This window comes from Streptococcus oralis, assembly GCF_006175905.1.
Lineage (GTDB): Bacteria > Bacillota > Bacilli > Lactobacillales > Streptococcaceae > Streptococcus > Streptococcus oralis_BG.
In genome coordinates, this window is the sequence record NZ_SSNB01000001.1 from 701,035 (window position 1) to 716,190 (window position 15,156).

General features: G+C 43.1%; 16 protein-coding genes. 13 read left to right on the top strand and 3 right to left on the bottom strand.

Annotated elements, in window-relative coordinates; all coding sequences use genetic code 11:
• Positions 1–197: 197 nt before the first annotated feature.
• The 9 genes from E7Y33_RS03485 (at position 198) to E7Y33_RS03525 (ending at position 8,760) form a co-directional block, all read left to right on the top strand.
• Positions 198–488, top strand: a complete 291-nt coding sequence (locus E7Y33_RS03485; protein WP_044021582.1) for a thiamine-binding protein — start codon at positions 198–200, stop codon at positions 486–488.
• Positions 451–1,209 carry an ABC transporter permease gene (locus tag E7Y33_RS03490; protein WP_139689656.1) on the top strand — a complete coding sequence of 253 codons (759 nt, stop codon included), beginning with the start codon at positions 451–453 and terminating at the stop codon, positions 1,207–1,209. The genes E7Y33_RS03485 and E7Y33_RS03490 overlap by 38 nt, the downstream gene beginning before the upstream one ends.
• Positions 1,210–1,245: 36 nt before the next feature.
• On the top strand, positions 1,246–2,253 hold the full coding sequence (locus E7Y33_RS03495) for an ABC transporter substrate-binding protein (protein WP_049501306.1): 1,008 nt from the start codon (positions 1,246–1,248) through the stop codon (positions 2,251–2,253).
• Entirely contained in the window at positions 2,253–2,981 is a 729-nt protein-coding gene (locus E7Y33_RS03500) for an ABC transporter ATP-binding protein (RefSeq protein WP_139689657.1), read from the top strand. The genes E7Y33_RS03495 and E7Y33_RS03500 overlap by 1 nt, the downstream gene beginning before the upstream one ends.
• 118 nt (positions 2,982–3,099) lie before the next feature.
• Positions 3,100–3,558, top strand: coding sequence for a CtsR family transcriptional regulator (locus E7Y33_RS03505; RefSeq protein ID WP_001211252.1), 459 nt, complete (start codon positions 3,100–3,102; stop codon positions 3,556–3,558).
• Position 3,559: 1 nt separating this feature from the next.
• Positions 3,560–5,992 carry an ATP-dependent Clp protease ATP-binding subunit gene (locus tag E7Y33_RS03510; protein WP_139689658.1) on the top strand — a complete coding sequence of 811 codons (2,433 nt, stop codon included), beginning with the start codon at positions 3,560–3,562 and terminating at the stop codon, positions 5,990–5,992.
• A 145-nt stretch (positions 5,993–6,137) separates the two neighbouring features.
• A complete protein-coding gene (locus E7Y33_RS03515; protein ID WP_139689659.1) occupies positions 6,138–7,196 on the top strand; it encodes an AAA family ATPase in 1,059 nt (352 codons plus the stop codon).
• Between the two features lie 9 nt (positions 7,197–7,205).
• Positions 7,206–7,985 carry a nicotinamide riboside transporter PnuC gene (gene pnuC / locus E7Y33_RS03520; RefSeq protein ID WP_139689660.1) on the top strand — a complete coding sequence of 260 codons (780 nt, stop codon included), beginning with the start codon at positions 7,206–7,208 and terminating at the stop codon, positions 7,983–7,985.
• A gap of 1 nt (position 7,986) precedes the next feature.
• Positions 7,987–8,760: an NUDIX domain-containing protein gene (locus E7Y33_RS03525; protein WP_139689661.1), complete on the top strand. Its 774-nt coding sequence runs from the start codon at positions 7,987–7,989 to the stop codon at positions 8,758–8,760.
• Between the two features lie 70 nt (positions 8,761–8,830).
• Here the strand turns inward: E7Y33_RS03525 and E7Y33_RS03530 are convergent, their stop codons facing one another.
• The gene (locus E7Y33_RS03530; RefSeq protein WP_084850076.1) at positions 8,831–9,061 is read right to left on the bottom strand and encodes a hypothetical protein; all 231 of its coding nucleotides are present in this window, start codon (positions 9,059–9,061) and stop codon (positions 8,831–8,833) included.
• 266 nt (positions 9,062–9,327) lie between these two features.
• Here E7Y33_RS03530 and E7Y33_RS03535 point away from each other — a divergent pair, with 266 nt between their 5' ends.
• Positions 9,328–10,011: a hypothetical protein gene (locus E7Y33_RS03535; protein ID WP_084850075.1), complete on the top strand. Its 684-nt coding sequence runs from the start codon at positions 9,328–9,330 to the stop codon at positions 10,009–10,011.
• Between the two features lie 64 nt (positions 10,012–10,075).
• Here E7Y33_RS03535 and dusB read toward each other — a convergent pair whose 3' ends face one another.
• A complete protein-coding gene (gene dusB, locus E7Y33_RS03540) occupies positions 10,076–11,056 on the bottom strand; it encodes a tRNA dihydrouridine synthase DusB (RefSeq protein WP_000183315.1) in 981 nt (326 codons plus the stop codon).
• On the bottom strand, positions 11,043–11,915 hold the full coding sequence (hslO, locus tag E7Y33_RS03545) for an Hsp33 family molecular chaperone HslO (RefSeq protein WP_139689662.1): 873 nt from the start codon (positions 11,913–11,915) through the stop codon (positions 11,043–11,045). Before hslO ends, dusB begins: the two co-directional genes overlap by 14 nt.
• A gap of 288 nt (positions 11,916–12,203) precedes the next feature.
• Between hslO and E7Y33_RS03550 the strand changes: the two genes are divergently transcribed.
• The 3 genes from E7Y33_RS03550 to dltB are packed head-to-tail and all read left to right on the top strand — an operon-like array spanning position 12,204 to position 15,147.
• A complete protein-coding gene (locus tag E7Y33_RS03550) occupies positions 12,204–12,335 on the top strand; it encodes a teichoic acid D-Ala incorporation-associated protein DltX (protein WP_000730286.1) in 132 nt (43 codons plus the stop codon).
• Between the two features lie 20 nt (positions 12,336–12,355).
• Positions 12,356–13,906, top strand: a complete 1,551-nt coding sequence (dltA, locus tag E7Y33_RS03555) for a D-alanine--poly(phosphoribitol) ligase subunit DltA (protein ID WP_007520908.1) — start codon at positions 12,356–12,358, stop codon at positions 13,904–13,906.
• Positions 13,903–15,147 (top strand): D-alanyl-lipoteichoic acid biosynthesis protein DltB, encoded by a 1,245-nt coding sequence (dltB, locus tag E7Y33_RS03560; protein WP_139689663.1) that lies wholly within the window; start codon positions 13,903–13,905, stop codon positions 15,145–15,147. Before dltA ends, dltB begins: the two co-directional genes overlap by 4 nt.
• The last annotated feature ends 9 nt before the right edge of the window (positions 15,148–15,156 follow it).

The window sequence follows — 15,156 nt, forward strand, 5'->3', positions numbered from 1 at the left end:
TGTTTGCGTTACTATATGTCCATATAAGATACGGGAGTCTGTGTACAGTCTGAGAGGAAGTGTTAAGCTTCGACCGCACCTGATCTGGGTAATGCCAGCGTAGGGAAGGATACTTAGTCGAATTCTGCACCTTTTCCGTATATATGGGAAAGGTTTTTCTTTTTGTCAAAAAGAAAAACAGAGAAGAGGAGGTTTTTATGAAAGCAAGCATTGCCTTGCAGGTCTTGCCCCTATCACAGGGGGTTGATCGAATTGCTATTATCGATCAAGTGATTGCTTATCTGCAAGCTCAGTCCGTGACCATGGTGGTGACACCCTTTGAAACGGTCTTGGAAGGAGAGTTTGATGAGCTCATGCGCATTCTCAAAGAAGCGCTTGAAGTGGCTGGGCAGGAGGCAGATAATGTCTTTGCCAATGTCAAAATAAATGTAGGAGAGATTTTAAGCATAGATGAGAAACTTGAAAAGTATGATGAGACGACAGATTAGTCTTTTGGGATTTCTTGGAGTCTTGTCGGTCTGGCAGTTAGCGGGAATATTCAAACTTTTACCCAAGTTTATCCTGCCAACTCCTCTTGAGATTCTCCAGTCCTTTGTTCGTGACAGAGAATTTCTCTGGCACCATAGCTGGGCAACCTTGAGAGTGGCTTTACTCGGTCTAGTGCTGGGTGTCTTGATTGCCTGTATCATGGCTGTGCTTATGGACAGTCTAACTTGGCTCAATGATCTGATCTACCCTATGATGGTGGTTGTTCAGACCATTCCGACTATTGCCATAGCCCCTATCTTGGTCTTGTGGCTAGGTTATGGGATTTTGCCCAAGATTGTCTTGATAATCTTGACGACAACCTTCCCTATCATCGTCAGTATTTTGGACGGTTTTAGGCACTGTGACAAGGATATGCTGACCTTGTTTAGTCTGATGCGAGCAAACCCTTGGCAAATCCTGTGGCATTTTAAAATCCCAGTCAGTCTGCCTTACTTTTATGCAGGTCTGAGGGTCAGTGTCTCCTATGCCTTTATCACAACAGTGGTATCTGAGTGGTTGGGAGGCTTTGAAGGACTAGGTGTCTACATGATTCAGTCAAAGAAACTGTTTCAGTATGACACCATGTTTGCCATTATTATTCTGGTGTCGCTTATCAGCCTTCTCGGTATGAAGTTGGTCGATATCAGTGAAAAATATGTGATCAAATGGAAACGTACTTAAATAGAGCGTTTTAGAAAAAGAAAAGAGGAAATGAAAATGAAGAAAACATGGAAAGTGTTTTTAACGATTGTAACAGCTCTTGTAGCTGTCGTGCTGGTGGCTTGTGGTCAAGGGACTGCTTCTAAGGACAACAAAGAAGCAGAACTCAAGAAAATTGACTTTATCCTAGACTGGACACCAAATACCAACCACACAGGGCTTTATGTTGCCAAGGAAAAAGGTTATTTCAAAGAAGCTGGAGTGGATGTTGACTTGAAATTGCCACCAGAAGAAAGTTCTTCTGACCTAGTGATCAATGGCAAGGCACCATTTGCTATCTATTTCCAAGACTACATGGCTAAGAAATTGGAAAAAGGGGCAGGGATTACTGCCGTTGCCGCTATCGTTGAGCACAATACATCTGGAATCATCTCACGTAAATCTGACAATGTCACCAGTCCAAAAGACTTGGTTGGGAAGAAATACGGAACTTGGAATGACCCGACTGAGCTTGCTATGTTGAAAACCTTGGTGGAATCTCAAGGCGGAGACTTTGAGAAGGTCGAAAAAGTACCAAACAACGATTCAAACTCGATCACACCGATTGCCAACGGTGTCTTTGACACTGCTTGGATCTACTACGGTTGGGACGGTATTCTTGCCAAATCTCAAGGTGTAGACGCCAACTTCATGTACTTGAAAGACTACGTTAAAGAGTTTGACTACTATTCACCAGTTATCATCGCAAACAACGACTATTTGAAAGACAATAAAGAAGAAGCTCGTAAAGTCATCCAAGCCATCAAAAAAGGCTACCAATACGCTATGGAACACCCAGAAGAAGCTGCAGATATCCTCATCAAGAATGCCCCCGAACTTAAGGAAAAACGCGACTTTGTCATCGAATCTCAAAAATACTTGTCAAAAGAATACGCAAGCGACAAGGAAAAATGGGGACAATTTGACGCAGAACGCTGGAATGCTTTCTACAAGTGGGATAAAGAAAATGGTATCCTCAAAGAAGACTTGACTGACAAAGGCTTCACCAATGAATTTGTGAAATAATGACAGAGATTAAACTAGAACAGGTAAGCTATGCCTACGACAATGAAAAGATTTTAGAGGATATCAACTTGCAGGTCACTTCAGGTGAAGTGGTTTCTATCCTAGGGCCCAGTGGTGTAGGCAAGACTACCCTCTTTAACCTGATTGCAGGAATTTTAGAAGTCCAGTCGGGAAGAATTGTCCTTGATGGAGAGGAGAATCCCAAGGGGCGCGTGAGTTATATGTTACAAAAGGATCTCCTCTTGGAGCACAAGACGGTGCTCGGCAATATCATCCTGCCGCTCTTGATTCAAAAGGTGGATAAGGCAGAGGCTATTGCCCGAGCGGATGACATCCTTGCGACCTTCCAACTGACAGCTGTACGGGATAAGTATCCTCATGAACTCAGTGGAGGGATGCGTCAGCGTGTAGCCTTACTGCGCACCTACCTTTTCGGGCACAAGCTCTTTCTCTTAGACGAGGCCTTTAGCGCCTTGGATGAGATGACCAAGATGGAACTTCACGCTTGGTATCTGGAGATTCACAAACAGCTGGAGTTGACGACCTTGATTATTACCCACAGTATCGAGGAGGCCCTCAATCTTAGCGATCGCATCTACATCTTGAAAAATCGGCCGGGCCAGATTGTTTCTGAAGTTAAACTAGATTGGTCCCAGAGCGAAGACAAGGAAGTCCAAAAAATTGCCTATAAGCGTCAAATTTTGGCAGAATTAGGATTAAATACTTAGAAAAATAGGGAGTCGGTGAAGATTATTCTTTACTTGCTCCCTTTTCCTTTAAAAAAATCAAAAATTTCGGTATAATAGTCAAAGATAGTCAAGGTTCAAAGAAGGAGTTTGATTTACTATGAGATTTAAAAATACATCAGATCATATCGAAGCCTATATCAAGGCAATTTTAGACCAAGCTGGTATCGTGGAATTGCAACGGAGCCAGTTGGCAGATACCTTTCAGGTTGTGCCAAGTCAGATTAATTATGTCATCAAGACCCGTTTTACTGAAAGCAGAGGTTACTTAGTTGAGAGCAAGCGTGGTGGCGGAGGCTACATTCGCATCGGACGGATTGAGTTTTCCAATCATCATGAGATGCTCCGCGATTTGCTTTACTCGATTGGTGAGCGAGTTAGTCAGGAGATTTACGAGGATATTCTCCAGCTTTTGGTGGAGCAGGACTTGATGACCAAGCAGGAGATGACCTTGCTGACTTCAGTAGCAACAGATCGTGTTCTAGGGGAGGAATCCTCAGTTGTCCGTGCCAATATGCTCCGACAGCTATTACAAGAGGTAGATAGAAAAGAGAAGTAAGATGAATTATTCAAAAGCATTGAATGAATGTATCGAAAGTGCCTACATGGTTGCGGGCCATTTTGGAGCTCGATATCTAGAGTCTTGGCATTTATTGATTGCCATGTCCAATCACAGTTACAGTGTGGCAGGTGTGAGTCTAAATGATTATCCTTATGAAATGGACCGTTTAGAAGAGGTTGCGTTAGAACTGACTGAAACGGACTATAGCCAAGACGAAACCTTTACAGAATTGCCCTTTTCCCATCGTTTGGAGGTTCTCTTTGCAGAAGCAGAGTATGTGGCCTCAGTGGTCCATGCAAAGGTACTAGGGACAGAGCATGTCCTCTATGCGATTTTGCATGATGGCAATGCCTTGGCGACTCGTATCTTGGAGAGGGTTGGTTTTTCTTATGAAGACAAGAAAGATCAGGTCAAGATTGCTGCCCTTCGTCGCAATTTAGAGGAACGTGCAGGATGGACTCGTGAAGACCTCAAGGCTTTACGCCAACGCCATCGTACGGTTTCTGATAAGCAAAATTCCATGGCCAATATGATGGGCATGCCTCAGACTCCAAGTGGCGGTCTCGAGGATTATACGCATGATTTGACAGAGCAAGCTCGTTCAGGCAAGTTAGAACCAGTCATCGGTCGGGACAAGGAAATCTCACGTATGATTCAGATTTTGAGTCGAAAGACCAAGAACAATCCTGTCTTAGTTGGAGATGCTGGTGTCGGGAAAACAGCTCTGGCGCTTGGTCTTGCCCAGCGTATTGCTAGTGGTGATGTGCCTGCGGAAATGGCTAAGATGCGCGTACTAGAGCTTGATTTGATGAATGTTGTTGCGGGAACACGTTTCCGTGGAGATTTTGAAGAACGCATGAACAACATTATCAAGGATATCGAGGAAGATGGCAAAGTGATCCTCTTTATCGATGAACTCCACACCATCATGGGTTCTGGTAGCGGTATTGACTCGACTCTAGATGCGGCCAATATCTTGAAGCCAGCCTTGGCACGTGGAACTTTGAGAACGGTTGGGGCCACCACCCAGGAAGAATACCAAAAACACATCGAAAAGGATGCTGCCCTTTCTCGTCGTTTTGCCAAAGTGACCATTGAAGAGCCAAGTTTAGCTGACAGCATGACCATTTTACAAGGTTTGAAGGCTACCTATGAGAAACACCATCGTGTGCAAATCACAGATGAAGCTGTCGAAACAGCTGTTAAGATGGCCCATCGTTACTTGACCAGTCGTCACTTGCCAGACTCTGCTATCGACCTCTTGGATGAAGCAGCGGCAACAGTGCAAAACAAATCCAAGCATGTGAAAGCAGACGAATCCGACTTGACTCCAGCTGACAAGGCCTTGATGGATGGCAAGTGGAAACAAGCAGGCCAGCTAATCGCAAAAGAACAAGAATTGCCTGTCTATAAAGACTTGGTGACAGAATCTGATATTTTGACCACCTTGAGTCGCTTGTCAGGGATCCCAGTCCAAAAGCTGACGCAAACAGATGCTAAGAAATACCTGAACTTGGAAGCGGAGTTGCACAAACGTGTCATTGGCCAAGATCAAGCTGTTTCAAGCATTAGCCGTGCCATTCGCCGCAATCAGTCTGGTATTCGCAGTCACAAGCGTCCAATTGGTTCCTTTATGTTCCTAGGGCCAACAGGAGTTGGTAAGACCGAATTGGCCAAGGCTCTGGCAGAAGTCCTCTTTGATGACGAATCAGCCCTTATCCGCTTTGATATGAGTGAGTATATGGAGAAATTCGCAGCCAGCCGTCTCAATGGAGCTCCTCCGGGCTATGTGGGCTACGAAGAAGGTGGGGAGTTGACCGAGAAGGTCCGCAATAAACCATACTCAGTGCTTCTCTTTGACGAGGTAGAGAAGGCCCACCCAGACATCTTTAATGTCCTCTTGCAAGTCTTGGACGACGGTGTCTTGACAGATAGCAAGGGACGCAAGGTTGACTTTTCAAATACCATTATCATCATGACGTCAAACCTTGGTGCGACGGCTCTTCGTGATGACAAGACAGTCGGCTTTGGGGCCAAGGACATTCGTTTTGACCAGGAAAATATGGAAAAACGAATCTTTGAAGAGTTGAAAAAAGCTTATCGACCAGAGTTTATCAACCGTATTGATGAAAAGGTGGTCTTCCACAGCTTGGATAGTGAACACATGCAGGAAATTGTCAAGATCATGGTTAAACCATTGATTGCTAGCCTAGCAGAGAAGGGCATTGACTTGAAACTGCAAGCTTCGGCATTGAAGTTACTAGCTAGTCAAGGTTACAATCCAGAAATGGGAGCTCGTCCACTTCGCAGAACCCTGCAAACAGAAGTGGAAGACAAGCTAGCAGAACTCCTTCTCAAGGGAGAACTGGTAGCAGGCAAGACCCTCAAGATAGGTGTTAAAGCTGGTCAATTAAAATTTGATATTGCTTAAAAATAGAGAATCAGGAGGAATCCTGATTCTTTTTTGCTACTTTTTTATAAAAAGTGATAAAAAACTATTGACAAAACAAAAATATAGTATATAATAAAAACATAGAAAATAAAAATATTAAAAATTATAAAAAGGTAAAATGTTTATGAAAAAGAAAACAGCAGTAGTATTTGGGACCTTTGCCCCTCTTCATCAGGGTCACATCGATCTGATCCAGCGAGCGAAGCGGCAGTGTGACCAGGTCTGGGTAGTCGTTTCAGGCTACGAGGGAGACCGAGGGGAGCAGGTAGGTTTAAGTCTTCAAAAACGATTTCGCTATATCAGAGAGGCTTTTCGTGATGACGAGTTGACCTCTGTCTGCAAGTTAGATGAGACCATGCTTCCTCGTTACCCTATGGGCTGGCAGGAGTGGTTGGATCAGATGTTAGCGGAGATTTCCTATGATGAAACCCAGCAAGAACTGACTTTCTTTGTGGGAGAAGAAGAATACCAGCAAGAACTAGCTAAACGTGGATTTGGCACTGTCTTGCAAGAAAGAAAGTTTGGTATCTCAGCGACTATGATTCGAGAAAATCCAAGCAAATATTGGAAATATATTGCTCAGCCCTTCCGTCGTCAGTTTACTAAGAAAGTGTTGATTATGGGAAGTGCCAGCAATGGGAAGACCACTCTAGCCAAGGATTTGGCAAGGTATTACGATGCGCCTGTTAGTCTGGAATACGCACGTGAGTACCAGACCAAAAACAATGTCCGCGACGATGAATTGACTCCAAAGGATTACTACTATCTCCTGTTGGGACAGTATGACCAGACCTCCAATTTAATCGATAGCAATGCCAATCGTGGCCTAGTGATAGCTGACACAAACTCCTTGGTAACCAAGGGCTACTATGATTATTACATGGAGGCTGAGGATCAAGAGGACTTATCAGGAGAAACCTTTGACAATCTCTTTGTTTCGATCTTGGCTAAGGAAAAATGGGACTTGATTCTCTTTGTGCAACCTGTCGGCTCCTATGTCAATGACGGGTTTAGAGATATGACCATGGCGGAAGACCATATTCGTCACAGTTTTTCCCAGCATCTGGATCAGATGAGGGAGCGATATTTAACCACCATTCCTTTAGTTTATCTAGCGGAGGATTACCTAGGCAATTATGAAGCAGCAAAAGTGGCTATCGATGCCATTTACCAAGCAGATTAGGAGAAAATTATGAAAACAGTAACTAAAAAAATCACACAATTTATCGAAAATTTTAAAAATGTCCATGCGGAAGCCCGCAAGATTGGTTTTGTAGGAATCATGCACTTGCTCTGGAAAGATCTCTTTGTCGGTCGCAGTCTTTTCCAGTGGTTGTATCTCATCGCCTTGTCAAGTGTTCCCTTGATCTTGGAATTCACGCAAAATACAGAAAGCCATGACTGGCTGAGCTTGTTTGCATCTTGGACTGGGATTGTCTGTGTTATCTTGGTAGCAGAAGGGCGTGCAAGCAATTATCTCTTTGGGGCCATTAACTCGGCTATCTACTTGATCTTGGCTATGAATGCGACTTTTTATGGCGAAGTCTTGACGACCGTTTACTTCTTTGTCATGCAACCGATTGGTCTCTATGCTTGGTTGTCTAATCGTATCAATGATCAAGGAAAACCAGAAGAATCCCACTTTGAAGCTAAGAAATTATCTGTTCTTGAATGGCTCAAGTACTTAGCCTTGACTGCCATTATCTGGATTGGTATGGGCTTGGCTTACCAAAGTATCAATAGCGCTCGCCCTTTCCGTGATAGTGTTACTGATGCGACCAATGGTGTTGGTCAGCTCTTGATGACACGTCTCTACCGTGAGCAATGGATTTTCTGGATTGCAACCAATCTCTTTAGTATTTATCTCTGGTGGGGTGAAAATATCCACATTCAAGGGATGTACTGGGTTTACACACTCAATAGTCTAGTGGGTTGGTACCAATGGACTAAGGCAGTTCGAAAGGGGGCATAAGATGACAGACACAAAGATTCCAGAGGGGATGACGGAAAAAGAATATTATGAAATCCATGCCAATCAGGAGGAGTTTTTAGACTGGTACTACAAGCAGGAACTCCCTCAATACGAAAAACCAAGCGTGACGGTGGATATGGTGGCCTACTGCTTTGTCGAAGGAAAGATCAAGCTCTTACTGATCCGTCGCAAGGCTCACCCTTATCAAAACTGTTTGGCTCTGGTTGGAGGCTTTATGGATAAGGGAGAGGATGCTGCACATGCCTGTCAGCGCGAGGTGAGAGAAGAAGTCAATCTCGATCTACCTTTGGAAAAAATCGAGCAATTAATGACCGTATCGACCCCCGGTCGTGATCCACGGGGCTGGACGGTGACCATTGCCCACTTGGTGTACCTACCTAGTCGTGCCTTAGACCTCGTTCAGGCAGGAGACGATGCCAAGGATGTCGTTTTCGTAGATGTCGACTTTCGGACGGGCAAGTGCTTCCTAGAGGGAGTAGAGTTGGAGGAGAGTGCCTTCGCCTTTGACCATTATGCTATTATCCAAGAGTCCATCAAACGAATACAAGGCCGTCTCGACTGGAACCCAACCTTTCTCTATCTGCTGGAGGAGGAGTTCACTGTCTACGAAGGAACTGAATTGGTCAATCTCATCAACCCAGGTCGCCCAATCGTCAGCAATAACTTTCTCGTAAAATACGGCGAATATGTAGAAGAAGTCGGACTCAAAAGAGTGCCTAAAAAGAAACCAAGAAAAACCTATCGATTGAAATAAAAAACGAGGTCGGGAAAAGTTCCCGACCTCTTTATCTACCATCATGAGATGGCTTTCTATTGCGACTGTATTAGGGATTGCTATCTTTCTTAGGATTACTCAATATGTGAGTAAAGAAGTCTTTGTATCGATACTTGAGATAGTTCTCATGCAAAAATAACAAGGCGATGTAGACAATCATAAAGATTGCAGTCAGATAGAAGACATCAAATGCAGTTCGCGCATAGTAAGTGGCTGATTGATAAGAGCCAATAGCTCCCAAAATCAACCAAGGAAGATACTTGTAATACTTATTTAGCATAAGAGCATACCTCCTATATTCTATTTCAATGTTATTATATTCCTTTGTCTAACATAATACAAGCGATTACACAAGAGCGGTGCAAAAAATAGGACTCTAATCTAAGAAATTTTCTATTTTTTCGTTTCAATTACGAATAGAAATAGTAGAGAGAAATTTTTTTAAAATAGTTTCTCAAACTAGTTGACAGATTCAAAGCTCAATGTTACAATTATATTACAAAAAGATTTCTTAACATTTCAAAAATGTTACAAAGGAGTAGAAAAATGAAAAAGAAAACCTATATCAAATTGATGGCAGCGACTGTATTGGCTTCTACCTTGCTACTAGGAGCTTGTGGAAATAAAAACGAAACCACTCAAACCAGCAGCTCTGCCAAGACAAGTCAATCATCAAGTTCTAAAGCAGCTTCTTCTAGCAAAGAAAGCAAGACACAAAAATCTTCAAGCTCAGCTTCATCTGAAAAGGCTCAGGCATCTTCTGGTCAGTCTTCTACAACGGCAGATCAGTCACAAGCGAAACCAGCACCTGAATCAAGACAAGAACAAGCAGCTCCTAGTCAACAAGTCCCATCTCAGTCACCTTCAACTCAGCAAGGTTCTCAAGCCCAGTCTAACCAGTCAGGCTATGATCCAACAACTGACCGCCAACTTCAAGACAAGCAAGCAGAACACAACAGACGCTACAAGGGTGTTTTAACCATGGTCGATGGTGATTTCTCAGCAGCTGCAGGCAACTGGAAGGGAGCAAATGGCGAAACTATTACGGTTTCATCAGGGGGCCAATTTACAGTAGAAACTGCAGATGGAAAGAAAGAAAACTATTCTATCAGAGGCTACTCTTACACCCTTGATGATGGTAAGTATAATGCCAAAATCGGTGGAGGAAAAATCATCCAAATTACAACAGGTGCGGATGGTAAAGTTTCAAGCGTTGCCTTGATTCAATAATAGTATCTAGGTTTTCCTAGGATCTAAAAAACCGTAAACTCCAAGCGAGTTACGGTTTTTTCTATTATGCTTTGTCTAATTGCAAGAGGGCTTCAATCTCTGCTAGAGTGCTAGCTTGGGAAATGGCTCCACGAAGTTTGGCAGCACCAGATGTGCCTCGAAGGTAGTGAGGAGCCAGTCCACGGAATTCACGAACGGCAACGTTTTCTCCCTTAAGGTTAATCAAGCGTTTCAAATGTTCGTAGGCAATTTTCATCTTGTCTTCGAAGGTCAAATCAGGAAGGATTTCTCCAGTTTCAAAGTAGTGATTGATTTGATTAAAGAGGTAGGGATTTCCCATGGCTGCTCGACCAATCATAACAGCGTCAGCCCCGACTTCTTCGATACGCTGTTTGGCTTCTTGGACCGTACGGATGTCACCGTTGGCGATAAATGGAATCTTTGTCAGGGCTTGGGCTACGTCGTGCAAGGTTTCAAGGTCAGCGTGACCAGTATACATTTGTTCGCGGGTACGGCCGTGCATAGCGAGGGCAGAGACACCTGCAGCCTCAGCTGCGAGGGCATTCTCCACGGCTAAGGATGGATCAGACCAGCCTGTACGCATTTTGACGGTGAGGGGGATATCAAGGACTGATTGGACCTTGTTGATGATAGAGTAGATCTTGTCTGGATCCTTGAGCCACATAGCACCAGCTTCATTCTTCACGATTTTGTTAACTGGGCAGCCCATGTTGATATCGACGATATCGGTCTTGGTGTTTTCTTGTATGAATTCTGCTGCGCGTGCGAGGCTGTCTTCATCGCTACCAAAAAGTTGGATAGAGACTGGGTTTTCGCCTTCATCGATATGAAGCATATGAAGAGTTTTTTCATTGTTGTATTGGATTCCCTTGTCAGAGACCATTTCCATGACAACAAGTCCTGCACCGAGCTCTTTTGCGATAGTACGAAAGGCTGAGTTGGTAACTCCTGCCATGGGCGCTAAAACGGTACGATTGGGAATCTCAACATTGCCAATCATAAAAGGTGTATTAAGATTTGTCACGAATGAGTTCCTCCAGGTCGTTTTCATCAAAGTTATAAGTTGTTTGGCAGAATTGACAAGTGATTTCTGCCCCATGGTCTTCCTCTTTCATTTCCTCAAGGTCTGAAGTTGGAAGGCTGGCAAGAGCGTTCATGAAGCGATCTTTGCTACAGTCGCATTGGAAACGGATTTCTTCTTCAGATAGGCGTTTGTAGGATTCGTCACTGTAGATAGCCTTGAGGAGAGCTTCGATATGGTCGTCGCTTTCTAGAAGTGTCGAGATAGCTGGCATTTCTTGGATGCGTTTCTCAAAGCGAGCAATCTCTTCTTCTTTGGCCCCCGGCAAGACTTGGAGAAGGAAACCACCAGCAACTTCGACCTTGTCGTCTTTGTCTAAAAGGACATTGAGGCCGACTGCTGAAGGAGTTTGTTGGCTTTCTGTCAGGTAATAGGCCAAGTCTTCACCAATCTCCCCAGAGATGAGAGGAGTCATGGAGTTGTAGGGATTTCCAGTACCGTAGTCTGTGATAACGAGAAATTGACCATTTCCGACGAAAGGTCCGACAAGGACTTCACCAGTTGCAGTCTTTTTGATGTCAACACCTGGATTTTGAACGTAGCCTTTGACGTTTCCCTTGGTATCTGCAACCGTGATGATGGCACCAAGAGAGCTGGTTCCAAGAACTTTAACAGTTAGTTTGGTATTTCCTTTTTCATTGGCTGCGAGAATCTGGCTAGCGATAAGGGTGCGACCAAGTGCAACGGTTGAACTGGCTTGAGTTTGATGTTTTTCTTGAGCAGTGCGGACGGTTTCCGTGCTATCAAGGACAAAAGCACGAAAAGCTCCGCTTTCTGATATAGTTTTAATAATTTTATCCATAGCTACTATTTTAGCATAAAAATGCTCAAAGGGGGAGCCGTGTGTTTGCTGTTAATTTTTAAACTGTTTAATTTGTGATAACTAGTATAGGGGATTTATAGTAATGGGAATTTTTATTGACGTCAAACATTAATATTTTAACTTATCTTAAAATAAGCTAAAACCAATTTTTAAGTTATGGTAAACAGTTGAAAAAAAGGCTGATAAAGTGGTAAAATGTTAGGAAGATAAGATAGTAATTGCCGATTTGCATTGCTTTTCTGAAAATTTACAAAAAAGAAGTCGAATATGAAAAAAAAGAGAACATTTTATATTTTTTGTGCTCAAACATTTCTGTATTTCGTTATTTTGCTTGGTTTGCTTTATTTTTTTAGTTACCTTGGACAGGGGCAAGGTGGCTTTATCTATAACGAATTTTAACTCAAAGGAGAAAACCTATTGTGTCAAATAAATCCATAGTTGATATGATTGAAACGATTGAGCACTTTGCTCAGACACAAGCCAGTTATCCAGTTTACAATGTTTTGGGGCAAGAGCATACTTATGGTGATCTGAAGGCTGATTCGGATAGTTTGGCTGTAGCTATCGACCAACTAGGCTTGCCTGAGAAATCTCCAGTCATTGTTTTTGGTGGTCAGGAATATGAGATGTTGGCTACCTTTGTAGCGTTGACTAAGTCAGGACATGCCTACATTCCAATTGATAGCCATTCGGCCTTGGAACGAGTTTCTGCTATCGTAGAAGTTGCAGAGCCAAGCTTGATTATTGCTATCTCAGATTTTCCATTAGAGCAAACTAGCGTACCGATGCTGAATTTAGAGCAAGTCCATGAAGCTTTTGCTCAAGCTTCTAGCTACGAGATGAACCATCCAGTCAAGGGAGATGACAACTATTACATCATCTTTACTTCTGGTACGACTGGTAAGCCTAAGGGAGTGCAGATTTCCCATGACAATCTCCTCAGCTTTACCAACTGGATGATTACAGATAAGGAATTTGCGACGCCAAGTCGTCCACAAATGCTGGCTCAGCCACCTTATTCTTTTGACCTATCTGTCATGTACTGGGCGCCAACCTTAGCACTGGGTGGTACGCTTTTCGCTCTTCCATCTGCCATTACTCAGGACTTCAAAAAACTCTTTGCGACGATTTTTTCCTTGCCCATTGCTATCTGGACCTCAACACCGTCCTTTGCAGATATGGCCATGTTGTCAGAAGACTTTAACAGTGAGAAAATGCCAGGAATCACGCATTTCTACTTTGATGGTGAAGAATTGACGGTTAAAACAGCTCAAAAACTACGTGAGCGATTCCCAAATGCTCGTATTATCAATGCCTACGGTCCAACAGAAGCGACGGTAGCTTTGTCAGCAGTTGCCGTCACTGATGAGATGTTGGCGACTCTCAAACGCCTGCCAATCGGCTATACTAAGGCTGATTCTCCAACCTTTATCATTGATGAGGAAGGTAAGAAAGTTCCAAATGGTGAGCAGGGAGAAATCATCGTTTCTGGACCAGCTGTTTCAAAAGGCTATATGAATAATCCTGAAAAAACGGCAGAAGCTTTCTTTGAGTTTGAAGGTCTGCCAGCCTATCACACAGGGGATGTAGGAACCATGACAGATGAGGGCTTGCTTCTCTATGGTGGACGCATGGATTTCCAGATTAAGTTTAATGGTTATCGCATTGAGCTTGAAGATGTCTCTCAAAACCTGAACAAGTCTCGCTTTATCGAGTCGGCTGTTGCTGTCCCACGTTATAACAAGGACCACAAGGTACAAAATCTACTGGCCTATGTCATCCTAAAAGACGGTGTCCGTCAGCAGTTTGAGCGTGATATCGATATTACCAAGGCTATCAAGGAAGACTTGGCAGATATCATGATGTCTTATATGATGCCATCGAAATTCCTTTATCGGGACAGCCTACCGCTGACTCCTAATGGTAAGATTGACATCAAAGGATTGATCAATGAGGTAAACAGTCGATGATGGAATTTTTCAAACAGTTTCCTCATTTGGAACCTTATGGGAATCCACAGTATTTTCTATACATCATCGGAGCGACCTTGCCCATCTTTATCGGTCTTTTTTTCAAGAAACGTTTTGCCTTATATGAGGTGCTCGTTAGTCTTTTCTTTATCGTCACCATGTTGGTTGGTGGAAAGACGAATCAAATAAGCGCTTTGATCCTTTATGTTATCTGGCAAGTACTTCTTGTATCTTTCTACAAAAGGTACAGGAAACAACGGGATAGTAAGTGGATATTTTACCTGGTTAGCTTTCTATCCCTATTGCCTATCGTCTTTGTGAAAGTATCTCCTGCTATTCATGGACCTCAATCTTTGTTTGGCTTTTTAGGGATTTCTTACTTGACCTTTCGTGCAGTTGGGGTCATCGTTGAGTTGAGAGACGGTGTCATCAAGGATTTAAAGATTTGGCAATTCTTACGTTTTCTTCTCTTTATGCCGACTTTCTCAAGTGGTCCTATTGATCGTTTTAAACGTTTCAATGAAAATTACGAGACCATTCCTGAGCGGGATGAGCTGATGGATATGCTAGAAGAGGCTGTCAAATATATCATGCTTGGCTTCCTCTACAAGTTTATCTTGGCCCATATTCTAGGAGAGACATTATTGCCTCCGCTGAAAAATTTGGCCTTGCAGACAGGTGGTTTCTTTAACCATTATGTTCTTGCAGTTATGTATACCTTCGGTTTAGAACTGTTCTTTGACTTTGCGGGCTACTCTATGTTTGCCTTAGCCATTTCAAACTTGATGGGTATTCATAGTCCTATCAACTTTAACAAGCCCTTTTTGTCAAGGGATTTAAAAGAGTTTTGGAATCGCTGGCACATGAGTCTGTCTTTCTGGTTCCGTGACTTTGTCTTTATGCGGATGGTCATGGTGTTGACCAGAAAGAAAGTCTTTAAAAATCGCAATGTGACCTCAAGTGTGGCCTATATTCTCAATATGCTGATTATGGGATTTTGGCATGGTGTGACCTGGTATTACATCGCCTATGGACTTTTCCATGGGATTGGGCTAGTCATCAATGACGCTTGGGTTCGTAAGAAAAAAGCGCTCAATAAAGAACGAAAAAAAGCTGGAAAGGGTTCCTTACCTGAGAATCGCTGGATTCAGTTGCTTGGCATGGTTGTCACCTTCCATGTCGTCATGTTTTCATTCTTAATCTTTTCTGGATTTTTGAATGATTTATGGTTTAAAAAATAAAAGGATATA